A 22971-nucleotide genomic window follows, 5' to 3' on the forward strand; every position below is an offset into this window, starting at 1 on the left:
CCGCAAACCGCGGAGCCGCAGACCGAGGACAGCCCGTTCCGACCGAACGGCGACAAGGGGAAGGTGCGCGGCGCCATCGCCCAGGCGCTGCTCGATGCCATGGAGCAGGAGCGGGTGCAGGGGATGATCTGCCGGGCACCGGAGTTCTACGGGCCGGGCATCACCCAGAGCATCACCAACAGCATCGTCATCGACAGCCTGGCCGCCGGCAAGAAGGCCAAGGTCTTTCTGCGGGACGATACCCTGCGCAGCCTGATCTACACCCCGGATGCCAGCCGCGCCATGGCCCTGCTCGGCAACACGCCGGACGCCTACGGCCAGACCTGGCATCTGCCCTGTGACGACAACCGCCTGACCTATCGGCAGTTCATCGAACTAGCGGCAGGCATCTTCGGAGTCGAGCCCCGCTACACGGTGCTGAAACGCTGGCAGCTGTGGCTGGCGGGGCGGTTCAGCCAGCAGGTTCGCGACACGGCCGAGCTGCTACCGCGCTACACCCAGGACAACATCTTCGTGTCGGACAAGTTCAAGCAGCGGTTTCCCGAGTTTCGTGTGACGAGCTATCGGGAAGGGCTGGAGGCGATTTGCCGGGAGCGCGGTTGACCTGATCGCTCGGGCTGGCGTGAGTCCACATGCCAGCGATCAACCGCAGGGTCCGGGAGCGTTCGTCAGCCAGCAGATGGCTCATCGAGAATGTCGCCGGGAAACGTTGCGGCCAGATGATCAATCAGGGCGCGAACCGCCGGCAGCAGCCCGCGCCGAGTGGTGAAGATCAGATGCACGAGTCCTTGCTGGCTCCGCCATTCCGGGAGCGCCCGACTCAGTTGCCCGGACGTCAGTGCCTGCATGCAGACATGGTAGGGCAGGAGTGCCACGCCTAATCCGGCAATGGCTGCGTCTCTGACGGCGCCCATGTCGCTGCATGCCAGTCGCGGTTGCAACTGAAGAGTCTCGATCTGTCCCTTGCTCGCTTCCAGCGACCACTGCGTTTCAGTGCCCGTGTCGCTGGTCGCGAGTATCGGGGTTTCGAGCAGATCGCATGGGTCGCGAAGTTGACGGGCAATGGATGGAGCCGCGACGAGAATTCGCGTGGACCGTCCAAGACTGCGCATCGTCAACTCCGCGTCGCTCGTGAGATTGACGCGGACGCGCAAGGCGAGATCGACCCGCTCCCCGATCAAATCAACGGGTCTGTCCGTTGCCACAAGTTGCAGGCTGACTTTGGGGTGCAGGCGCAGAAACTCGTGGAGGGGGCCGGAGATGACGTCCACCATGCCCAATGGGCAGCTGAATCGGATGCGGCCGCTCGGTTCCGATTGAGCCTGGGCGACAAGGGCTTCGGCCTGCTCCGCTTCAGCCTGGATGGTCAGACAGCGCTCGTAGAAGGCGCGACCGACTTCCGTGACATGAAAGCGACGACTCGTTCGCTCGATCAATCGCAGCCCCAATCGCTGTTCCAGGTTGGCGATTCGTCGGCTCAGCTTCGATTTGGGTTCTCGCAAGGCGCGCGCGGCCGCTGCAAACCCGCCGTGAGTAACCACTTCCGCGAAATAGGCGAAATCGTTTAGATCCGTCTTCATCGTTCCAAGTATAGAACGATACAACCCAATTTTGCCCACTACAGCCTCTAGCGTTCCGAACATAAAGTCATTGGACGGAGCAGGGCTGTCTTGCTCCACGTTTTGGAGAAGGACAATGAGTCAATTCGAAAACAAGGTTGTCGTGATCACCGGCGGAACGAGCGGAATCGGGCTGGCGACCGCGCGTGCATTTGCTCAGGATGGCGCAGCCGTTTTCATCGCCGGACGCCGGCAGGAAGCACTGGACGCCGCGATCCGGCAGATTCCCGGGAATGTCGTTGGGGTTCGAGCGGACACGGGCAGTCTGGAAGACCTCGACCGTCTGTACGACACGGTTCAGCAACATCACGGTCAGATTGATGTGTTGTTTGCCAACGCGGGCGGTGGCGAGTTGGCGCCGCTCGGAGCGATCAGCGAGGAGCACTACCAGCGCACGTTCGATACCAATGTGAAAGGGGTGCTCTTTACCGTTCAGAAGGCGCTGCCGCTGTTACGTGATGGCGCTGCAATCGTGCTCACGTCATCCACGACTGGCACCGCGGGCACCGAGAATTTCAGCGTTTACTCGGCGTCGAAGGCCGCGGTTCGCAACTTCGCCCGAAGCTGGATCCTCGATCTGAAGGAACGCAGAATCCGCGTCAACGTCGTGAGCCCCGGCCTCACCGAAACCACCGGTCTCGACGAACTGTTCGGCGGAGGTGAGCAGGCGGCGACGGCCAAGCGTAAGCTTCCCCGTCAAGGCGACAGTTCAAAAGTAGAGTTTCTGGCAGCAAGTGATCTAACTTCTGCTGGGGTCATGTCGCCCAGCGCATCGTGCGGTCGTTCCTCGTTGTATTCGATCATCCACCAGTAGGTGGCGTCGCGGACATCGTCCAAGCTGGCAAACAGATGCTGGTCCAGCACCTCTTCGCGATACGTACGGTTGAAGCGTTCCACGTAGGCGTTCTGATTCGGCTTTCCGGGCTGGATGTACTGGACCGCCAAGCCCGCCCGTTTGGCCCAGGCGGTGAAAGCCTCGCCCAGAAACTCCGGCCCGTTGTCGCACCGCACGACCTGCGGCAGGCCGTGTTCCGCCTTCAAGCGCTGAAAGACGCGCACCAGACGCTCAGAGGTGAGTGAGGTGTCGATCTCGATATGCAACGCCTCGCGATTGAAGTCGTCGACGACATTGAATGTCCGAAATCGCTTTCCGTCGTAGAGCGCATCGCTCATGAAATCGACAGACCACACGGTATCGGGCATCCGTGGAATGTACAGCGCCACGCGCTCACGCTTGGGCAGGCGTCGCTTGGCCGGTCGCCGGCGATTCAAGCCCATGGCGGTGTACACGCGATAGACCCGTTTGTGATTCCAGTCATAGCCTCGGCGACGGATGATCTTGTAGCACTTCCAGAATCCCCGACTGGGCCGCTCGGCGACCAGTTCAGCCAGCACGGCAATGATCTCGGCATCCCGCACTGTCCAATCATCAGGTTCGCGGTAGTAGGCCGACCGAGAGAGCGACACACATCGGCAGGCCGCGGCGACCGGTAGGTCGTGAGTGGCCGTCATGTAGCGTGCGACCTCGCGTCTGTCGCTCGGCCCTAGAGCTTTTTTGCGATGACATCCTTCATCGCTGTGTTCTCGAGTGCCAGATCCGCGTACATCCGCTTGAGCCGGGCGTTCTCGGCCTCAAGCTCCTTCACGCGGCGCAGGTCCGATGCCTCCATCCCGCCGTACTTCGACTTCCACTTGTAGTACGTGGGCGAGCTGATGCCGTGCTTGCGGCAGACCTCCTTGACCTGCAAACCGGCATCCGCTTCCTTCAGGATCGCGACAATCTGGGACTCGCTGAATCGGGACTTCTTCATCTCAAACCTCCTGGCTGGCAATGTGCCAGAAAGTTCTACTTCCTACCTGTCGCTGATCTGGGGAAGCTTACGATGGAATCGAGCTGTTCGTGGACGGCGGGATGAATCAGTTCTAGATGGGAACCGCTTGGCCGGGGAATTCAGCTGAATGAATCGAAGCTGATTCCTCGGTCACTTTGGTGGCTGGCAGCTGACGGGGTGGTCGACGTTGGCGTGTCGTTTTATAGAAGTGGTCAACGAAGCATGGCGCGACGTACGAGATCTTCAAGATAAGAGTCTGGATTTTCAGCATTAATCCAATCTAAGATCTCTTCGGGCTTGACCAATGTAACTGTGAGTGTTCCCTCAGCGATCTTCAACACCTCCATGGTGGCATCGTTTGTGAACTTAGAGGTGGTGAATAATATTCCAACCCGTGCCGTGCCGCGTTTGGTCTGCAAGCGGCGAATGAGGTTACTGACCATGTACTGGGAGGTTGGCTCGGTTCGATTTTTTGCCTCTATCAGAATGAATGGCACACCTTCTTGAAACCAACAGCTAGTAGTGCCGGTGTAGCGTACGACTTGGGCCACTAAGTCAATCTCATCGGTATCGCCACGATAATTTCGCTCAACAACCTTCAAGCCAAGCGTCTGATCGATCAGGAAACCGAGAAATCGTTCGAACCGCTTTCCCTTTTCGTTGTTCGAGCCGTCACGCATTCGATGCCAGTTGGCGAGAGCCACATGCTTGCGTGCTTCAGGGCTAATCGGGACTTGGGCGTTGGATAGCGCGTCCAGATGGTGTTCTGCCTTCTCAACATCACTGTCTACGACATGCACAATCGCGTCTGAATCAGCGAGTACAGCCAATACTTCTGAGTCATAAAGTGCTGCCAGTGGGAGGACTATGTGAACGATGAGGCCAATTGAATGAGAGGCCTGAATTCGTTTAACTACATAGGATCTAAGCTCCTCGGCGAAATGCAGATGTGCGATCTTCTGTCCATCAGAGCTGACGAGAGCCGGACGCCACCGAAGACCGTCTTGCAAATCAAGTGTGTCCCCTTTCTTCCAATGGCCACTCGCGACTAGGCGTTCGGCAAAGCTTTCGACTGCCTTCGAGTCATATGACACCGGCCTCTCGTAATCTTCGAAGTCAATTGAATCCACGGAGATTAGTATTAGTAGTGTTCAAAGAGATCGCTAAGTTTGCTGATGAGATCTTGACCAATTCCTTTAATGTACTCGAGCTCATCCTCATTAGAAGCCTTGCCTAGTAAGCGCTGGAAATTCGCTACCATCGTTTCCGCTCGACGGCCGAGCTTGTCGGTCTCGACAGTGATCTGAACCGTATCTTCGTATGCCTCTTCGATTGTGAAGTTTTCATCAATAACGAGCGACCGAATAATGTCGTCCAAATGGCTCTTTTCTTCACCAGTTGCGTCAGCATCTGCCTTGGCAAATTTTATTATAGGGCGCACCTTGCGCAGCGAGACTGTGTCAGTTCCGGAAATGCCATCTAAGCGTTTTTTTATAAATGCCTCGGCGATGTTTTGTTCTCCCAAGTCTCCTACAATGCTGGGGCGTTCGGTTGAGAGGGGTCTAATTACGTTTTTGTCGAGTTCCCAAAACCAGTTTAACGGAATAGTGCCGGCAGCAACATAATCCTGCCATTTCTCAGGTAGCGTCAGGGCGAATTTGAGTTGCTTGATTCTTTCAACCGAGAGTCCTGTCAGTGAGCGTAGCTGCTTGTCCGTCGCGGCATCGGTGGAAGCATTGCCGATCTCTTCAATCAACCGCCCCAGTGCTTTGGCGGTTGGGAGATCTCTCCAAGGCTCTCGGATGAGATGAATGTTAAACATCTGTACGAGCAAGTCTCGCTCGGTACGCTCACCAGTAATAAGCGCTGGGATGTCAGTCAGACCGAGATCTCTCGCCGACCTGAAGCGGCGTTCGCCGTCTACAAGGGTGTATCGTCCGTCCTTGTTTGGAAAAACCACGATAGGCACTAGTACGCCTTCGTGCGAGATTGACTCAATAAGTTTATCGAGTTCTTCTTGCGGAAAAATCAGTCGGGGGTTGCCAGGGTTCGGGTCGATCTGATCCATCGGCAGACTGCGCAGGTCGCCGGCTGGAGCTTTAGATTGGGTGGCAGACATAGATGTTTTCCGTTGTCGGCTTAGACCTGACGCCTTTGGAGGCGCCCATGGTTGAGTGCAAGTGCAAGATGCGTTCGTGATGCGTAATTTGAAGTCGGCCTTTTGCGATTTCTTTCACGCTGCTGTCTGCTGCGGCGAGTAAGCCATCCGAGGGGTAGCTCAAAACCAGGGGAACGCCTAATGCTGCGACACCCTCAAATAGTGTGATGAATGACGCCTCAACTTGAGTGACGAGGCAGAAGCCTGTCGAGAAGCGCTCGTCCACTGGTACGGCGCGACCAATTCCCGAAATTTTCGGATAGCTGTATTGGTACAGGGCCTCAAATACATGATAGAACCGCGAATATTGGTCCTTGGTATAGGGGGGGTCGGCGTAAATGACACCTGTTCCTGCCAGCTGCTTCCCTTCAAACAGAGCCAACGCATCGGATATCAAGGCCCGGTTGCCAGCCCGCCATGGCTCCGGCCCGACTTGCTCTAGATCAGCTAGAGCATTCTTAAACTCATCCCAAATCGAGCGGCGCCAGAAAGACTGGATTCGCTTGGTGGCGGTATGGCTGTTGGGCTTAAGGAACTGTGCGGTGTGTCCTGGAGAGTTGATCACGCGAGAGCATGCTGCCAGCCAAGCACCAAGGAGCCAGTCTTCGTAATTTCGTCCTTTTTGAACGGACTCGATAGCGTAGCGGATCGCGTCCACTTCGATTGCCTGACGTAGGCTGAAGTAACCGCCTGCGTAGTACAGGCATGCCATCTTGAATGCTGGCGCGCCGCTCCAAGTCTTTGCGTTAATCGCGCGACGTCGGAACGAATCGTCGCAACCAGCGTGACGAACTGCGTCCATATGCGCGATGAGCTCTGCCGCGGACCCATCAAGCACCCGTGCTTCCGCCGCGAGCTCATCTCGAAACTTTTCCGCTAGGTAGCTCTTCTGCTCGCGCATCAACGGGCGCAGCGTATGGATCAAGTCGGAGGCTGAGAGCTTCCGATTCTTGCCTAGGAAGCGGGCACGCGCGAGCACACCGGTGAACGACATCGCATCGTTAGTCACGATGTGGCGTATGCCCGCATGTTCCGCCGCCACCGAGCCCATACCCGAGAACAGGTCTGTCAATGAACCTTCGGAAGACGCAAACTCGGCCAGTCGGCGTACGTGCTTCGCCAGCTGCCTCTTTGTTCCCATGTACCGAATGGGTACAGAATTCAGCATTCGTCGTATAAATTTCTTTCAATTCCGCATCATGCCGCAGTTGGAGAGCTATTGGTATGGGTCCTCGGCTATCGTCTCCGCTGCCCCCCCCCCCAATTACCCCCCCCTTCTCTCCACAGCCTTACGTCTAGGCATCGACCGCACCGTTTCCACGGCCTTCCCGTGGTTTGGGTTGACGAGCACGGGACCGTAGTCCCAGTCTGCGTTCTGCCATCTGATGCGCGTCGGCATCAGAGTTACGATAACACCTGATGAATTTCACGATCCGTATGGTTCGTCTACCCTGCGTGGTCGTTCTTGAGTATCCACACAACGTATTCACCGCGAAGGGACTTTTCTGGGCGACCAACACCATAGTTGTTTGTCGGGAAACTCTCACCGAGAGCTTCCTAATTCCTGGAGCGGAGGTGTGGAGCTAGTGTTTCATGCCTACCACGGCTACCTCAGAGGGGGGGCTCGCTCGGTTGGCGAAACGCACCGCTTTGTAGTGTTTCGCCACTTGTCGATGAACTCGGTCAAAGCGAATTTGGCGAAACAGGCTGGTGGTTGGCTGCGATCAGGCGTTCCGGCACAATTGGCGGGTCAGGATGACAGTCAGTGACGGTCAAGTAACCTCTTGACCACTTGGAGAACCCTCAGACGTTTTTTAGTTCTGAGGAAGATGAGGCTCGAGTGAAGGTTTGGCATCAGGGCGGAGCTTCGGGAGGCTCATCGCTGGATGGCGACAGGTTGGCTTCGCGGAAAGAGGCGTTCAGTTGAAACTGGAAAAGCGCGACCGGCTAAGTAAGAAAAATTCCGGATGTGGGGTGAAATAGATCTTGTGCAATTTTTAAGTTTTTCGTAACTGAAGCGGCGAGCCAGATAGCGTGATGTTTGGTAGGTGGATTCGGCGTCTCGGGGCATCAAAGTGAGAATTGTCGGGTGGGGCTTGTCAATTTTCGAAGTTGGTCTTTAAAGGCTAGAAGAACCGGGGGGTTGAGATCAGATGCACCTTTGTACGATTACCGTCCATAGCCACTTGTTTGGCGGTGAACTCGAAGAAGCGGTTCTCGAAGAAATGGCGAGCGTGGTATTGTCCGAGCTGCATAAATCACTCGAGATCCATGGTCTTCAACAGACGTTTACTATCGAAGCATACTGGGGGCGCGGGAGCCTCGTAGAGCACTTCCTCTTGTTTGTTGAGGACAAGAAGTTCATTACTGCGGCAGGTTCTCTTATAACTCTCAAAACCCTTAAAGACTACCCAGAGTTGAGGGCAGGTATAGCATTGGTGATGTCGGACTTGAAAAAAGTAGGCGCCACCGTAAAAGGGGTTCCCCTGAAAATCAAAGATGTTTGGTTGTCTGCCACTAAGCCAACCAATGGAACCAAGCAGCTAAGGCTTCCATTGGAAGCTAACGGTGATGACGAATCTGCTTAGGTGTTCTCGAGGATCTTTACTTCGACACTGATTCGTGCCTAGTGATGGTAGCAACATTCCTTCCCATCAGAAAGCGGGTCGGGTGATAAATCTCCTAGAGAATCGCCGCCTATCAAAATTCGCCAACGGTATAATATTTTCTTCCGGTGTGTGCCGTGTCTCGTTGAATCGCTCGAAAAATCTGTGAGCGTAAAGTTCGGTGTTCACTCCGGCGCGCCTCAGATCTGAGCTCCGGGTGATTTCAAACAATGCAACGATAGCTGGTCCAGGGCTTCTTTTGGCCGAAAGCGGAAATGAATATGGCAACGCGCCATCGACTCAGCCTCGCTGAAGGCTTCGTACCGCTACCGCTTCCTCTGCTGCTCCATCGACCTGACCATGATCTCCACCGCCTTGCGACGCGGCATGGCCCGCATGGCCTCGAAGGCCTGCATGTGGCTTGGGTCAACGAGCACGGGACCGTTGTTCCAGTTGTCCAGGCCTAGCGCGGCCATCTGCTCCGGGTCGGCGGCGGGGGCGTCTTCGGTGTCGCCCAGGCCGGCGCGTTGCAGGGCCGGGGTGAGGGTGCGGCCGATGACGAGCACGAGGCTGTGCACGCCGTGGGGTGTCAGTTCCGCCCAGATGGCTTCGCCGAAGGTCAGCAGGTAGGACTTGGCTGCGCTGTAAACCGCGAGCTCCTTGGTGCCGGCGATGCAACCGAGCGAGCCGATGAGCAGGATGCCGCCGCGGCCGCGGTCACGCATGGGTTTGGCGAAGTGCTGGACCAGTGCGGTGGGTGTGCTGGTGTTCAGGTGCAGGTTGTCGAGCGCGGATTCCGGCGATTGGTCGACCAGCGCCGCCGCGTTGCCGGCGCCGCCTGCGTTGTAGATCAGGGCGCCGACCTCCACGTCGTGCGAAATGGCGCGTATCCGGGACAGGGCATCCGGGCTGCTGAGGTCGAGTGCCAGGGTGCGGACCTCCACGCCATGTTCCTGGCGCAGGGCGTCGGCGGTTCGTTCCAGTGGTTCAACGCGGCGGGCCAGCAGGATGAGGTGGATGCCGCTGGCGGCCAGCCGGTGGGCGAAGCAGGCGCCGATGCCTTCCGAGCCGCCGGCGATGATGGCCCAGGGGCCGTATTGCTCGGCTGAAATCATTTGTGTCGTCTCCCGTTGTCGTTTTGCCCCGACCCGGCGACGCCGCGCCCGGGCTCAGGCCATGCCGATCATGTAGGTGCCCAGCAGGCCGACGGCGGTGGTCGCGAGCCAGGCATCCGTGCCCCAGCGCAGCCAGGGTGGGGCATGCCGCACTTCCATGAACTCCCGGATGATCAGGCGCACCTTGAACAGGGAGATCAGGATGATGCTGAAGGTGGCGACCGCGTTCGGGTTGAGATGCCCGGGCGAGTCGCCAACCAGCACCAGCAGTTGCGCGAGCGTGATCGCGGACAGGATGACCCAGACCAGGGTCAGTCGCTTGTCCGAGAGCGCAGGGGTGTTGGGGGTGTGCATGTTCCGGTTCACCTGACCACGTAGAGCAGCGCGAAGATGTTGATCCAGAGGAAGTCGACCATGTGCCAGTAGGTGGCGCTGGTCTCGACCAGCGTCTGCGAACGCTGATGCCCGCGCCGCAGCTGGGCCACGACGATGCCCAGGAAGATGAAGCCGATCAGCAGATGCAGAAAATGCATGCCGGTCAGGAAGAAATAGAACGAAAAATATTCGTTGGTGGTGATGCCGATGCCCTTGTCGAACTCCAGCGTCCATTCGAGGACTTTCAGCGCCGCGAAGCACAGGCCGAAGGCGATCGTCAGGTAGGCGCCGTTCAGCGCGGCCGGGTAGTGATGATCCCGCGAGGCCTGCACGCAGCGGGCCATGGACCAGGAGCTCACCAGCAGGATCAGCGTGTTGAAGACGCCGATGGGCAGGCTCAGCAGCTGCTGCGATTGCAGGAAGGTGGCCGGGTCCTGCACGCGACACACCATGTAGACGATGAAGTAGCTCGTGAACAGGAAGGCCTCGAAGAGGATGAAGAACCACATGTCCGGCTGGCCGGGCACGCGCGGTTGCGGATGCGTCGGGTGGGCGGCTAGTGCCATGAAAGCCTCACTGGAGCGGTGGCCGCCGCGACATCAGTCCGGCAGAGGGCCATCGCTGAAATCCTCGCGGATGATCATGTTGCGGAGCAGGGTGATGAACACCGTGGTGTAGATCATGAAAACGGCGACATCGATCCACCAGGTGATGGCGCCGTCCCAGGCGAACACGCCCTCGGTGAACATCCAGGCCGGGGCCACGACGACCTCGGTGAGCGCGTTGCAGAGATTCAGGTAGGCGAACCACTTTGGGAACACGCGGTTCTTGTCGAGCAGAATCGCGACCATCCAGACCAGCGAGCCGATCAGGAACACGCCCATGGTTCCGTCGAAGGCCATGAAGGCAAAGTCGTAGAGCCAGGCGATCACTTGCGGGTCGCGCTCGGGGCGCATCGCCGCCACGGTGATGGCGATGCAGGTCAGCAGCATGCCGGGCACGGCGCTCAGCGCGTAGATGACCAGATACGCGTGGGCGAAGGCCGGGCTGACCGACATGCGCCGCATCGAATAGGCGATCAGCGCGTTGGCGGCGCCGGTCAGGCCGGTGACGAGAAAGACGATCGCGAAGCCGGACAGCAGGTTGAAGCGATGGCTGGTGAACCATTCGAGCACGCGCGGAATGGCCCAGGCCGGTTCCGGCGGTGGCTGCACCCGGGTGTAGGCGAAGAACAGGATGAAGAAGAAGTTGTAGAAGACGATCATCGTCCAGAACGCCAGCCACAACTCGAACTTGGGATGGTTCCGCCAGCGGCTCAGCCCGCCACCGGCTGGAGCCGGGTCGACCGCCGTCACGCTCATGCCACGGCCGCCTCGGCCCGGTGCTGCCTGAGCACGGTTTTCGCCATCACCCAGCCCATCACCACAATCCACAGACCGATGGCGATGTTCTTCACCCAGAACGACAGCAGGCCATCCCAGGCGAAGGCACCTTCGAGGGTCAGGCTCGCGAAGGCAGCGGGCACCAGGGCGACGGCGACCAGCAGGTTGAAGTGGGCCACCCAGCGGCCGAACACCGGCTCGGCCTGGCGATCGAGATATATCGCCGCCGCCAGGAACAGGCTCTGGGCAATGAGATAGCCCACCTGCGTGGTGAACGTCACCCAGGCCAGATCGTTGAACAGCATGATCAGCTCGGGGTCGCGATCTGGCCGGAAGGCCGCGAGCAGCCAGAACAGATCGGCGATCAGGAACAGCGTGGGTCCGCCGGCTGCGCAGCAGATGATGCAGTAGGACAGGATCGGCGTGCGGTGGCCCATGCGGCGCACCTGCAAGGCCATCATCGCGATGATCGGGATGAATGCCACGCAGAACCAGTTGAACAGGATCATGCTGAAGCGGATGCGCGGCAGGTTCTCCGGATCACGGTAGAACGCGGCCACCTCGTCGGCGCTCATGGTCGGCGACATGGGGTGCACGAACCCGGGAAACAGCAGAAAGGCGGAGAGCCAGATCAGTCCCAGCGCGGGCAGGGTCCACAGCAGGATGGTTTCTCCGTCGGTCCGTGTCATGGCTAGCGGTTCCTTGCGTCGGTCGTGTCTGCGGTGGCTACCAGTCGTAGCTGAGGTCCAGCCCGATGATCCGGGGCTCGGAATAGAACGAGCTCTGGAAGTAGGTGAGATTCCACTGGTTGCTGTTGGAGATCCGGTCCACCTCGTCGGTGAGATTCGTTGCCCACAGTCGCGCGTCGAATCCGGAGCCGAGAATCCGGGACCAGCTCAGGCTGGCATTCACCCGCTTGGAGGATGGAATCCAGGCTCCGGGTTCGGCTTCCGGCGGCGAGGACTGGCCGCTGTACTGCTCGTCGGTCCAGGCGTAGGTGAGCGAGACCTCGACATCTCCGTTGTCCGGGTCGAGCGGCAGCAGGTAGCGTCCGGAGATGCTGAACTGGTGCTCGGGCGTCGACTGGAAGGGAATGCAGCTCAGGTCGATCATGTTGCCGCCTTCCACCGCCTCGCCGGAGCAGTCGAGCTGCGGGGAGGCGCCGCTGTAGAACAGGCTGAATTCCTCGTACTCGGCGCGGGTGTAGCCGTAGGTGCCCAGCAGCGTCAGGCCGGGCAGCGGCTGGATGGTGATGTCGGTCTCGAAGCCGGCGACCCAGGCGCTGCCGACATTGAAGATGGACTGGCCGAGCTGCGGCACCGGGCTGGGGCTGTCGGGATCGACATAGGCGTCGATGCTGGCCTTTTGCAGGCCGGTGTAGTCGGTGTAGTACACGGCGGAATTCACTCGCAGCGGCAGCACGTCGGCGATCAGGAAATCCGACTTGTGGCCCAGCTCGTAGTTGGTGACGAATTCCGGGTCGTAGGTATAGCGCGCCGGGTTCACCGAGATGGTCGCGATGCCGCCGGTCTTGTAGCCGCGGCTGACCTTGCCGTACAGCAGGTGGCTGTCGAGCTTGTAGTCCAGCCCGGCGGTGTAGGTCCATTCGGCGTTGTCGACCTCCGCCTCGAAGCTCTTGTCGACCAGCGGAATCAGGCCCGCGGCCACCTGGGTGATGGACGCCGCGCCGCTGGTCTTGTCCGTCGTGCGGCGCACGCCCAGCGTCAGGTTCAGGCCGGACAGGCCCTCGAACAGATCACCCAGGTGATAGGTGCCCTGCGCGAACGGGGCGAAGGATTCCTTGGATTGCGTGTAGCGCTGATCCACTTCAACGAATAGCAGCGAGGTGGCGATGATGCGCCCGGAGGCCTCGGTGTTTTCGTAGTAGCCACCGACCACGTAGTTCAGTGCGCCGTCCAGCGCCGCACCCTGCAACTGCAATTCCTCGGTGATGGTGCGGACATCGGCCTGGAGCACATCTTCCGGATTGATGAACTCGTTGAACCCGGCCCGCGAGCCGTCGAGATCCCAGCGGTAGCTGTGTTCCAGCGTCGAGTAGCTGGCGATGTTGATCAGCGAGAGGTTGTCGGTGAGGCCGATGCTTAGCTTGTCCATTACAGACGCGGTCTTGAGAATGTCGTTGGGGTCACCGCTGAGCTCCACCCGGCGAATGCCGCGCGCCGCCTGCTCGTCGATGATGTCCTGTCCACAGTTGGTCGACGGCCCGAACACGTTGAGGATCAGGCAGCCCAGATTGGCGACCTGGCCCAGGTCGATCCCCGGCAGGATGCGGGTCAGCCCGCCCAGGCCGATGGCGCCGGGAATCGCCTGGTTCAGGCCTTCGCGGTTGATGCGTTCGATGACCGTGGCGGTGCCGTTGGTGTCGCCGTCGGCCCAGTTGCCCATCAGGTAGTTGCTGACGCGGTCGGAGGGCTGCCAGAGCAGACCGGCGCGCGCCGTCCAGTAGTTCTTGTCGTCGTAATCCTTGCCGGTCACCACGTCCTTGGTGAAGCCGTCTCGATGCACCATCTGCCCACCGAAACGGGCGAGCAGGCGGTCGCCCAGCAGCGGCGTGTTGAACACGGCTTCGTAGCGTTCGCCGCGCAGGTCGTCCTCCGAGAGCATCTGCGTGCTGGCGCCCAGCGAGCCGGAGAATTCGGGTAGCGGGCGCTGCGGTTCCAGCAGCAGTGCGCCGCCGGTGGTGTTGCGCCCGAACAGCGTGCCCTGCGAGCCCTTGAGCACCTGAAGATTGCCCAGGTCGAAGAACTTGCCCGGGCCGCCCTGGTAGTTGGCGACCGGGTCGGAGGGCATGGGCACTTCGGCCAGATAGATGATCACGCCCGGGCTGGCGCCATATTGCGCGCCCTGGCCGCGGATGGTCGGCGTTTCCGTATTGCGCATCTGGCTGCCGCTGCTGATCACCAGCGACGGCACGCGGCCGTTGAGGTCGGACGGACTGTTGATCTGCTCGCGCTTGAGATCGTCGCTGCTCATCGCTGCGATGGCGACCGGCACGTCCTGCAGGTTTTCCTCGGTGCGGCGGGCGGTGACGACGATTTCCTCGATCGAGCGGGGGCGGGGAGATGTCGACGCGGCGGTGGCGGGTTCCTGGGGCAGCGGGATGGTCTCCTCGTAGGGTTGCGCGGTCCGGGCCGGGGTCTCCTCCGATTCCGTCTGCTCGCGTTTGTCCGCCTCCGAGGTCCCGGATTCCTCGAACAGGAAGTCCAGTGCCTCGCCCTCACCGTCAGCGGATGGTTCATCCGGCGACTGACTCCACGCCGCTCCCTGCGCACAGGCCAGCACGATCACGGCGATCATCCGGGTGGACGCCCGAATCCGAGGCCGGATTCCCGTCATTGCCCTGTCTCCTCCTGTCGGCGCGACGCTCCGTCGTCATCGCGCTCGGTTCATTAAATGAACCATTTAGTTTCATTTAGACTGCGGAGGGTCCGTTATCCTGTCAATGCGCGTTCGTCGGATTTCGGTTCAACGGGCGAATATAGGAACGATTGCCCAGAGGCTTCGGTGTCCCAGAAGATCTACATGCCGCACCTGTCCACCGCGCAGCACGCCAAACCGGTGCGTACGCGCAAGGCGCTGCGGGCGGCCCTGGTCGACCTGCTCGGCGACCGCGGCCTCGAACAGTTGTCCATTCGCGAGATCACGACCCGGGCGGGCGTGGGCTACACCACGTTCTTCCGGCATTACCCGGCCAAGGAGGCGCTGCTCAACGACCTGGCGGGCGATCAGGTGCAACAGCTGGTGGAGATGGCGTTGCCGGTGGTGCAGAGCGGCGATCTGCGTGAATCGATGCTGGCGCTGTGCCGCTACGTGGAAGGGCGGCGCCGTCTCTGGCGAATCCTGCTGACTGGCAGCGCCGCGGCGGCGACCCGCGACGAGTTCCTGCGTGTGGCCGAGGAGATCGTCCGCAACCAGACCTGGCCGGAAGGCTGGTTGCCGGCGGAGGCCGGGATGATCCTGATCGTCAGCGGCATCGTCGAGCTGGTCGGCTGGTGGCTGCGGCAGGATGATCCGCTGCCGGTGGAGCGCATGGCCGAGATTCTCGACCGTAGCGTGGTCACGCCGAACGTCGCTGCCGTGTTGCAACAGCCCGGGTAAGTGCCCGCATTCAGCGCCTCATGTTGCTCAGGCGGTTGGCTATCCACCACTGAGCTGATTCGACAGCAGCTGCGCCGCGTCGGCCAGTGCCCTGCCCAGATCCGCGGTGCCGGCGCGCTGCACGGCGCTGCCGATGCCGATTGCGACCAGGGCGTGGCTTAGCTGACCAGGGGCTTTCCACACGGGTGCCGCCAGCACGCTGACGCCGGAAATGTAATGCCCGTTGTCGACGCCGAAGCCGCATTCCCGGGTCTCGTCGACCTGCGCCCACCAGTCGGTCAGTGACGGTGGATCATCCCAGCGCAGCTTGTGGAATCGGGATTCCAGTTCGGATTTTGAATGATCACCAAAGGCGGCGATGCAGCGGCCGGTGGCGCTGATCAGCGCCGGGAAGCGGCTGCCGATCTGGGCGCTGAGCTGGAGATTGCCCCGCGACTGCGATGCGGCGACCACGATGATGTGCTCCAGCCCCACCACCTGCACGCCCAGCACCGTGACCTGATGCGCCTGGCTGATCCGGTCCAGCGCCGGCTGCGCCAGATCGGTGAACCGGTTATGCCGCAACCAGTGCCGGGCCAGCGTCAGCACGCCGGCTTCCAGCGAATAGCGCTTGGTCGTCGCATCCAGCGCCACCAGCTCCTCGGCGACCAGGGCGCGCAGCAGGTAGAGGCAGGTGCTGGGCACCAGTCCGAGCTGGGTGGCGATCGCCTGCAACGACAGCGGCGTGTCGCTCTTGCCGAGCAGTCGCAGGATGGCCGCCGCGCGCGAGATCGCCGGGGCCTTGCTCGATTCCAGCGCCTTCGCCAGTTCGAGGTCGGGTCTTGCATCGACTTGAGGGGCCACGGTCATGCGGGTTTCCGGCTGCGTTCATGCGGAGATTGGACCATGCCGAACCGCGATACAAAATTCAACATATAAAATCACGTTCAGTATTTGAAATTACGATCCGGTTTCGTCATAGTCGCCGTCATTCCAGAGCGGCCGGATGGTTCGGAGGCCGCCGCGACAGCGAGACGACCCCATGCCCAAGCTCACCGATTTCACCCGCTTCGCGGATGCCCAGGCACATGCCAGCTCGGCGGCGCTGTGGGAGCTGTTCGACGGGGATCGCGAGCGCCTGAACATCGCCCACGAGTGCATTACCCGGCACGCGGACGGCAGCGGTCGCGCCGCGGTGCGCATTGCCCACGCCGATGGCCGCGATGAAATCCTGAGCTTCGACGAAATCGCCGCCGGCGCGGCGCGCTTCGCGCACTGGCTGGAGCGCAACGGCATCGAGCCGGGTGACCGCATCGCGTTCATGCTGGAGCCGTCGCTGCCGTTCTACGTGAGCCTGTTCGGCGCGATGATGCGCGGCGCCATCAGCGTGCCGCTGTTCACCTTGTTCGGCCTGGACGGTCTGCGCCTGCGGGTGGATGACTGCGAGCCGGCGCTGCTGGTGACCAACCGCGAAAAGGCCGAGATCGCCGATCAGGTCGAGGGGCTGCGCGTGGTCGTCGCCGACGACGGGCTGATGGACGAGCTGGCCTCGCTGCCGTCGACCTACGAGACCACGACCCGCGCCAACGATCTGGCGGTATTCCAGTACACCTCGGGCACGACGCGCGAGCTGCCGGCGGCGGTGAAGCACACCCACCGCGCGCTGGTCACGCTGATGTTCGCGGCGCTTTACGGCACCGGCATTCGACCGGGTGACGAGTTCTTCTGCCCGTCATCGCCGGCTTGGGGGCATGGGCTGTGGCACGGCACGCTGGCGCCGCTGGCCCTGGGCGTGACCACCGGTACCTTCGCCGGTCGCTTCGACGCCGTGCGGTTGATGCAGGCGATGCAGGATTTCGGCATCACTAACATGTCGGCCGCGGCCACGCATTACCGGATGATGCGGACCTCCGGGCAGGGCGGCGATTTTCGCTTCGCGATCAACAAGCTGTCCTACACCGGCGAGCCCATCGACCCGCCGACGCTGGAGTTCATCGACCAGACCTTCGGCGTGCCGGCCTGCAGCATGTACGGCACCACCGAGATCGGCGTGGTGCTGGTGAACTACCCCGGTGCCGATGATTTCTCGGTGAAGCCGGGCTCGCTGGGCAAGCCGGTGCCGGGGCTCAAGCTTCAGGTGCAGCGCGCCGACGGCAGTCCCACCGATCCGGGCGAGGTCGGCGAGCTGATGCTGTGGCGCCGCGATGGCTGGGAGACCACCAAGGATCTCGCGAAGATCGACGAGGACGGCTACTTCTACCACGCCGGTCGCGCCGACGACGTGATCATCTCCGCCGGCTGGACCATGAGCGCGGTGGAGATCGAGAACACGCTGCTCAAGCATCCGGACGTGAAGGAGGCCGCGGTGATCGGCGTGCCCGACGAGACCCGCGGACAGGTGGTCAAGGCCTTCATCGTCAGCGACCGGGCGCCGGATGACGCCTATGCCGAGGAGTTGCAGGTGTTCACCCGCGACCGCCTGGCCCGCCACGAATACCCCCGGCACGTCGAGTTCGTCGACGCGCTTCCCAAGACACCGGCCGGCAAGGTCCATCGCAAGAAATTGCGTGACCGCGAAGCCGCTGCCGCCACCACTGCATAACGACCCAATTCACGAGGAGAATCCCATGGCTGATGGTGCACCGCGTTATCCCAAGATCACCGAACAAGGACTGGCCGAGCTGCGCGAGCGCATCGGCGTGCCGATTACCAACACGGTGGAGCCGTGGAACTACGAGGCCTCGCGTGATGCGATTCGCCATTACGCGCATGGCATTGGCGACGACAACCCGCTGTGGTGCGATCCCGACTACGCCGCCCAGAGCAAGTTCGGCAACATCGTCGCGCTGCCCAGCTTCCTGTTCACGACCAGCCGCATCGTCTCCGGCTACTGCGGTGGCCTGTCCGGCGTGCATGCCATGTGGGCCGGTGCCGACTGGACCTGGTACAAGCACACGATGCGCGGCGACGCGATCTCGACCGAGGCCACGCTCAAGGACCTGATCGAGCACAAGACCCGTTTCGCCGGCCGCGCCTTCCAGCAGATCTACAACGTCAAGTTCTACAACCAGGACGGCGATCCGCTGGCCGAATGCGACAGCTGGGTATTCCGCACCGACCGTGACGAGGCCCGCGAGCGCGGCACCAAGTACACCGAGTCGCGTGGCCGGGTGGAGCCGTACACCGAGGAGCAGCTCGCCGAGTTCAGCAAGCTCTATGAGCAGGAGGAAATCCGGGGCAGCGCGCCGCGTTACTGGGAGGACGTGCAGGAAGGTGACGAGCTGCCGACCATGATGAAGGGCCCGATGACCGTCACCGGCTTCATCTGCTACGCGCAGGGCTGGGGCGGCCTCTACATCCGCGCCAACAAGCTCGCGTGGAAGATGCAGCAGAAGCATCCGGGTCTGGGCATCAAGAACCGCTTCAACGTGCCGGACTGCCCGGAGCGCGTGCACTGGGATGAGGACTTCGCGCTGGAAGTCGGCGCGCCCGGCGCCTACGACTACGGTCCGGAGCGCTGCTCCTGGCTGACGCACCATCTGACCAACTGGATTGGCGATGATGGCTTCCTGCACAAGAGCAAGTGCCAGATCCGCCGGCACAATCCGGATGGCGACGCCATCATGATCAACGGTACGGTAGACCGTAAGTTCGTCGAGAACGGCAAGCACATGGTGGAGATCAGCCAGGTGGCCAAGACGCATCGCGACGAGCTGTCCGCCAGTGGAGCGGCCATCGTCGAACTGCCGAGCCGCGCGGGCTGAACTCAGATACAGCAATAGAGACATCGGAGGAGACGCCGGTGAGTGAACTACGATTTGATGGCCGTGTTGCGGTCGTCACCGGGGCGGCGCGTGGCCTGGGCAGGGCCTACGCGCTGCTGCTGGCCGAGCGCGGCGCCAAGGTCGTGATCAATGACATCGGCAGCAGCCTGCAAGGGGAGGGCGAGGACGCCGGCCCCGCGCAGCAGGTGGTCGACGAGATTCGCGCGGCCGGCGGCGAGGCCATCGCCTGCACCGAATCGGTGGCCACCGAGGCTGGCGGCCAGGCGATCATCCAGTGCGCGCTGGACACCTGGGGCCGCATCGACATTGTCGTGCACAACGCCGGCAACGTACGGCGCGGCTCGCTCAAGGACATGAGCTACGACGACTTCAGCGCCGTGCTGGATGTGCATCTGCGTGGCGGCTATCACGTCGTGCGTTCGGCCTTCGGGCCGATGGCCGAGGCCGGCTATGGCCGCATCGTGCTCACCTCGTCGGTCAGCGGCATCTACGGCAATCACAATGTCGTGAACTACGCCATGTCCAAGACCGGGATGATCGGGCTTTGCAACGTCACGGCGCTGGAAGGCGAGGCCGATGGCATCCGGTGCAACATCATCGTCCCCGCAGCGGTCACGCGCATGGCCGAGGGGCTGGACACCTCGCAATACCCGCCGATGGAGCCGGAGCTGGTCGCGCCCATGGTCGGCTGGCTGGCGCATGAAGCCTGTTCGGTCACCGGCGAGCTGTACGCCGCCATCGCCGGACGCATGGCGCGGATGTACATCGCCGAAACCCCCGGGGTATATCAGCCGGCGTGGACGGTGGAGCAGGTGGGCGAGCAGATCGACGCCATCCGCGAGACGGGCGAGCCCTGGGTGTTTCCGGTGGTGCCGACCGGACAGATCGACCACATCCGTCGCAGCTTCGGGCTGGCCGCGGCGAACAAGTAGGGCGGTCGCGTGAGCGGACGGGACGGCTGGCGCGAGATGAACATCGACGGGCTGATCAATGCGATCGGCCCGTTGCTGTCCCGACGGGACGGCGAGGGCTGGCGCTACGCCCTGGAGGCGCGCCCCGAACACGCCAACCCGCTGGGCGTGATCCACGGCGGCACGCTGATGACCCTGCTCGACCAGACCGCCACGCTCAGTGCCATGTGGCTCAGCGGCGAGAAGGCCATGCTCAGCGTGCAGATGAACACCCGCTTTTTCGCCTCCGCGAAGGTCGGGGATTTCATCGAGGGGCAAGCCTTATTGCGTTCGCGGACGCGCTCCATGCTGTTTCTCGATGCGCAATTGACCGTTGACGGCGGCGCCGTGGCCGATGCCTCGGTCATCATGAAGATCATCAAACCGAAACCACCGAATAACTAGCCGGACCGCGGGGTTCTACCGGGCGCGTCCGACGATCAACAACGATTCAGGGGAGACAGGATGAGCGCGACAGGAGCTGCTTGGACCGAATGGCGACGCCACGGGACGCTGCCGCTGGCGGCGGCGCTGGGCTATTCGACGGCGGTGCTGCACGTCTACGCCATCGGGCCGTTCATGGGGCCGGTGACCGAGGAATTCGGCTTCTCCCGCGCCCAGGCCTCGGTGGGCATCACCATCGCCGGGCTGGTGGCGGCGGCGATGAGCGTGCCGATCGGCCTGCTGGTCGATCGCGTCGGCCCGCGGCGCGTCGGCCTGCTGGGCGTGTTCCTGATGACGCTGGCCTTCGGCCTGCTGGGCACGGCGACCGGGTCCACGATGAACTGGATTGTCCTGTGGTGCCTGATCTCCATCGGCAACCTGTTCTTGCAGGCGACGGTGTGGACCAGCGCCGTGGCGACGCGGTTCGAGGCGTCACGCGGGCTGGCGTTCGCGATCACGTTTTCCGGCGCCTCGCTCGCTGCGACGGTTTATCCCATTCTCGGCACCTGGCTGATCGGGGCCTACGGTTGGCGCGTCGGTTTCATGGGTCTGGCGGCAATCTGGTTCCTGCTGGTGTTCCCGGTGATGTTCTTCTTCTTTCGCGGCGCCGAGGACAAGGGCGGCAGCCATGAGACGGTGGTGGGTTCACCCAGCGCGGCGCCGGGCGTGTCCGTCGCCGAGGGCGTGCGCATGCGGGCGTTCTACCAGTTGCTGCTGGCCTGCGGACTGTTCACGTTCACGGCGCTGGGCATCATCGTCCACTTCGTGCCAATCCTGATCTCCGGTGGGGCGGAACGCCTGGCCGCCGCGCAGGTTGCCTCGCTGATCGGCATCTTTTCACTGATCGGTCGGCTGGGCACGGGCTTTCTGCTTGACCGGCTGCCGAGCCAGTTCGTCGGCGCCTTCGTGTTCCTGCTGCCCATCCTGGCCTGCGCGCTGCTGTATCTGGATGGTGCCAATCCGCTCAGCCAGTCAGTCGCGGCAGCCTGCTTCGGCCTGACCGTCGGCGCCGAGGTGGATGTAATCGCCTACCTGGCGTCCCGGCATTTTGGATTGAAGAACTACGGGGTCTTGTTCGGCGCCATGGTGGGCGCCTTCGCCCTGGGCGTGGCCTTCGGGCCGCTGGCGGCCGGCGCCGCCTATGACCTGTACGGCAGCTACGCCCAGTTCCTGCTGGGGACCATGGTCGCGATGGCGGTCAGCAGCCTGGCGCTGGCGACGCTGGGCCGGCCGCGGTTCGCGGCCGGCCACTGAGCGGCCGGCGTCGGATCAGTTCGAGTAGCGGCCGCCGTTGACGCTGAGCGTGTGGCCGGTGATGTAGCCGGCTTCCTCGGAGGCCAGAAAGGCGATGGCCGCGGCCATGTCTTCCGGCTGGCCGGAGCGCTTCATCGGCGAGGCCGCGGCAATGGCATCGACCTTGGAGCCGATCGGGCTGCCGCGCAGCATCGGGGTGTCGACGAAGCCTGGCGGCACGTTGTTCACGGTGATGCCCTTGTCGGCGAATTCCTGCGCCATGGCCTTGGTGAACCCGATCACGCCACCCTTGGACGCCGCGTAGGCGGCCATGCCGGCCGAACCGGTCTGCGCGCTGGATGAGGACACGTTGATCACGCGACCCCAGCCGGCCGCCAGCATGTCGGGAATCACCGCCTGGGTGCAGACCAGCATGCTCTTGAGGTTGATGCGCATCACCTGGTCCCAGGCGTCCTCGTCCATGTCCATGAAGCCGCGGAACAGGGTGATGCCGGCGTTGTTGACCAGGATGGATACGGGGCCGAACGCGTCGTGCAACTGGGCCATCGCGGCATCGACATCGGCGCGGCTGGAGACATCAACCTTCGAGGCGATGGCCTGGTGGCCGGCCTGGGTCAGTTCATCAGCGGCGGTTTGCGCGGCCGCTGCGTTGATGTCCCAGATCGCGATGTTGGCACCGTCGGCCGCCAGGCGGCGGGCGGTGGCCAGGCCGATTCCGGACGCGCCACCGGTCACGGTGGCGGTTTTTCCTGCTAGCGAAGGCATGGTCGTCCCCTCTGATCTTGTTCGAAAGCTTAGCGAATGTCGTGCTGTTATTGGTCAACAGTGTTGATAATAGTTCATCCAGGTTCATGAATGGAGCGAGGAGGCGACATGACCATCCAGACCGAAGACATTCCCTACGAAGACGACGGCGTGAACTGCCTGGGGTATCTCGCCTATGACGATACCGCGACCGACGCCCGCCCCGGCGTGCTGGTGGTCCACGAGGCCTGGGGGCTGGGCAACCACGCCCAGGAGCGCGCGCGGATGCTGGCCGCTCAGGGCTACGTCGCGTTCGCGGCTGACTTGTTCGGTGACCGGCGTCAGGTCACCCCGCAGGAGGTGCGCACTGTGATCGGGCCGCTGGCGGCCGAGCCCGCCGTGCTGCGCAAGCGGGCGTACGCGGCGTTGTCCGCGCTGGCGGGGCAGCCGCGGGTTGATGCGTCCAGATTGTTCGGCATCGGGTTCTGTTTCGGCGGCAGCACCGTGCTGGAACTGGCGCGTGATGGTGCTGACCTGCTCGGCGTGGTCGGGTTTCATTGCAAGCTGGCGACCGAAGCCCCGGCGGAGCCGGGAAGGGTCAGGGCGAGC

Annotated in this window: 23 protein-coding genes; 10 read left to right on the top strand and 13 right to left on the bottom strand. The window is 62.1% G+C overall.

All coding sequences use genetic code 11. The features are described from left to right. A partial coding sequence (locus ABNS06_RS16455) for an NAD-dependent epimerase/dehydratase family protein (protein WP_348675694.1) occupies positions 1-603 on the top strand: 603 nt, incomplete at its 5' end. Positions 604-668: 65 nt separating this feature from the next. On the opposite strand, the gene ABNS06_RS16460 is transcribed toward ABNS06_RS16455, so the two are convergent. Next, positions 669-1580, bottom strand: coding sequence for a LysR substrate-binding domain-containing protein (locus ABNS06_RS16460; protein WP_348675695.1), 912 nt, complete (start codon positions 1578-1580; stop codon positions 669-671). Positions 1581-1695: 115 nt separating this feature from the next. Between ABNS06_RS16460 and ABNS06_RS16465 the strand changes: the two genes are divergently transcribed. Continuing rightward, complete coding sequence (locus tag ABNS06_RS16465) at positions 1696-2433, top strand: SDR family NAD(P)-dependent oxidoreductase (protein ID WP_348675696.1); 738 nt, start codon at positions 1696-1698, stop codon at positions 2431-2433. Here the strand turns inward: ABNS06_RS16465 and ABNS06_RS16470 are convergent. The 4 genes from ABNS06_RS16470 to ABNS06_RS16485 form a co-directional block, all read right to left on the bottom strand. Then, positions 2316-3430 (bottom strand): IS3 family transposase gene (locus ABNS06_RS16470; protein ID WP_348675697.1). Its coding sequence is split into 2 segments (ribosomal slippage): positions 2316-3178 and positions 3178-3430, totalling 1116 coding nucleotides; the frame shifts between segments, so codons are not numbered across the junction. The genes ABNS06_RS16465 and ABNS06_RS16470 overlap by 118 nt on opposite strands. Before the next feature lie 233 nt (positions 3431-3663). After that, a complete protein-coding gene (locus ABNS06_RS16475) occupies positions 3664-4581 on the bottom strand; it encodes a restriction endonuclease (protein WP_348675699.1) in 918 nt (305 codons plus the stop codon). An 11-nt stretch (positions 4582-4592) separates the two neighbouring features. Beyond that, the gene (locus ABNS06_RS16480; protein WP_348675700.1) at positions 4593-5570 is read right to left on the bottom strand and encodes a ParB/RepB/Spo0J family partition protein; all 978 of its coding nucleotides are present in this window, start codon (positions 5568-5570) and stop codon (positions 4593-4595) included. Next, on the bottom strand, positions 5551-6750 hold the full coding sequence (locus tag ABNS06_RS16485; protein ID WP_348675701.1) for a hypothetical protein: 1200 nt from the start codon (positions 6748-6750) through the stop codon (positions 5551-5553). The genes ABNS06_RS16480 and ABNS06_RS16485 overlap by 20 nt, the downstream gene beginning before the upstream one ends. Positions 6751-7762: 1012 nt before the next feature. Between ABNS06_RS16485 and ABNS06_RS16490 the strand changes: the two genes are divergently transcribed. Continuing rightward, entirely contained in the window at positions 7763-8197 is a 435-nt protein-coding gene (locus ABNS06_RS16490) for a hypothetical protein (protein ID WP_348675702.1), read from the top strand. A 344-nt stretch (positions 8198-8541) separates the two neighbouring features. Here ABNS06_RS16490 and ABNS06_RS16495 read toward each other — a convergent pair whose 3' ends face one another. From ABNS06_RS16495 to ABNS06_RS16520, 6 genes are read right to left on the bottom strand one after another with little or no spacing between them, the layout of a single operon-like run. Then, positions 8542-9330 (bottom strand): SDR family NAD(P)-dependent oxidoreductase, encoded by a 789-nt coding sequence (locus ABNS06_RS16495; RefSeq protein ID WP_348675703.1) that lies wholly within the window; start codon positions 9328-9330, stop codon positions 8542-8544. Positions 9331-9384: 54 nt separating this feature from the next. Next, on the bottom strand, positions 9385-9684 hold the full coding sequence (locus ABNS06_RS16500) for a cytochrome C oxidase subunit IV family protein (protein WP_348675704.1): 300 nt from the start codon (positions 9682-9684) through the stop codon (positions 9385-9387). 8 nt (positions 9685-9692) lie between these two features. After that, positions 9693-10271, bottom strand: a complete 579-nt coding sequence (locus ABNS06_RS16505) for a cytochrome c oxidase subunit 3 (protein WP_348675705.1) — start codon at positions 10269-10271, stop codon at positions 9693-9695. Between the two features lie 33 nt (positions 10272-10304). Then, positions 10305-11066 (bottom strand): hypothetical protein, encoded by a 762-nt coding sequence (locus ABNS06_RS16510; protein ID WP_348675706.1) that lies wholly within the window; start codon positions 11064-11066, stop codon positions 10305-10307. After that, positions 11063-11776 (bottom strand): hypothetical protein, encoded by a 714-nt coding sequence (locus ABNS06_RS16515; protein WP_348675707.1) that lies wholly within the window; start codon positions 11774-11776, stop codon positions 11063-11065. Before ABNS06_RS16515 ends, ABNS06_RS16510 begins: the two co-directional genes overlap by 4 nt. A gap of 37 nt (positions 11777-11813) precedes the next feature. Beyond that, the gene (locus tag ABNS06_RS16520) at positions 11814-14444 is read right to left on the bottom strand and encodes a TonB-dependent receptor (RefSeq protein WP_348675708.1); all 2631 of its coding nucleotides are present in this window, start codon (positions 14442-14444) and stop codon (positions 11814-11816) included. Between the two features lie 168 nt (positions 14445-14612). Between ABNS06_RS16520 and ABNS06_RS16525 the strand changes: the two genes are divergently transcribed. Further along, on the top strand, positions 14613-15206 hold the full coding sequence (locus ABNS06_RS16525) for a TetR/AcrR family transcriptional regulator (protein WP_348675709.1): 594 nt from the start codon (positions 14613-14615) through the stop codon (positions 15204-15206). Between the two features lie 39 nt (positions 15207-15245). Here ABNS06_RS16525 and ABNS06_RS16530 read toward each other — a convergent pair whose 3' ends face one another. Then, positions 15246-16055, bottom strand: a complete 810-nt coding sequence (locus tag ABNS06_RS16530) for an IclR family transcriptional regulator (protein WP_348675710.1) — start codon at positions 16053-16055, stop codon at positions 15246-15248. A 172-nt stretch (positions 16056-16227) separates the two neighbouring features. On the opposite strand from ABNS06_RS16530, the gene ABNS06_RS16535 reads away from it, so the two are divergent. Genes ABNS06_RS16535 through ABNS06_RS16555 form a run of 5 tightly spaced genes read left to right on the top strand, consistent with a single transcriptional unit; the run spans position 16228 to position 21618 of the window. Further along, on the top strand, positions 16228-17787 hold the full coding sequence (locus ABNS06_RS16535; protein ID WP_348675711.1) for an AMP-binding protein: 1560 nt from the start codon (positions 16228-16230) through the stop codon (positions 17785-17787). Positions 17788-17812: 25 nt separating this feature from the next. Continuing rightward, the gene (locus ABNS06_RS16540) at positions 17813-18949 is read left to right on the top strand and encodes a MaoC family dehydratase N-terminal domain-containing protein (protein ID WP_348675712.1); all 1137 of its coding nucleotides are present in this window, start codon (positions 17813-17815) and stop codon (positions 18947-18949) included. A 38-nt stretch (positions 18950-18987) separates the two neighbouring features. Then, the gene (locus ABNS06_RS16545; RefSeq protein WP_348675713.1) at positions 18988-19902 is read left to right on the top strand and encodes an SDR family NAD(P)-dependent oxidoreductase; all 915 of its coding nucleotides are present in this window, start codon (positions 18988-18990) and stop codon (positions 19900-19902) included. A 9-nt stretch (positions 19903-19911) separates the two neighbouring features. Next, positions 19912-20325: a PaaI family thioesterase gene (locus ABNS06_RS16550; protein ID WP_348675714.1), complete on the top strand. Its 414-nt coding sequence runs from the start codon at positions 19912-19914 to the stop codon at positions 20323-20325. A 60-nt stretch (positions 20326-20385) separates the two neighbouring features. Then, a complete protein-coding gene (locus ABNS06_RS16555; RefSeq protein ID WP_348675715.1) occupies positions 20386-21618 on the top strand; it encodes an MFS transporter in 1233 nt (410 codons plus the stop codon). Between the two features lie 15 nt (positions 21619-21633). Here ABNS06_RS16555 and ABNS06_RS16560 read toward each other — a convergent pair whose 3' ends face one another. Continuing rightward, entirely contained in the window at positions 21634-22383 is a 750-nt protein-coding gene (locus ABNS06_RS16560; RefSeq protein ID WP_348675716.1) for a glucose 1-dehydrogenase, read from the bottom strand. A gap of 108 nt (positions 22384-22491) precedes the next feature. On the opposite strand from ABNS06_RS16560, the gene ABNS06_RS16565 reads away from it, so the two are divergent. Continuing rightward, the coding region (locus tag ABNS06_RS16565) for a dienelactone hydrolase family protein (RefSeq protein ID WP_348675717.1) at positions 22492-22971 on the top strand (480 nt) is incomplete at its 3' end.

Source organism: uncultured Abyssibacter sp. (genome assembly GCF_964000955.1).
In the GTDB taxonomy this organism is placed as follows: domain Bacteria; phylum Pseudomonadota; class Gammaproteobacteria; order Nevskiales; family OUC007; genus Abyssibacter.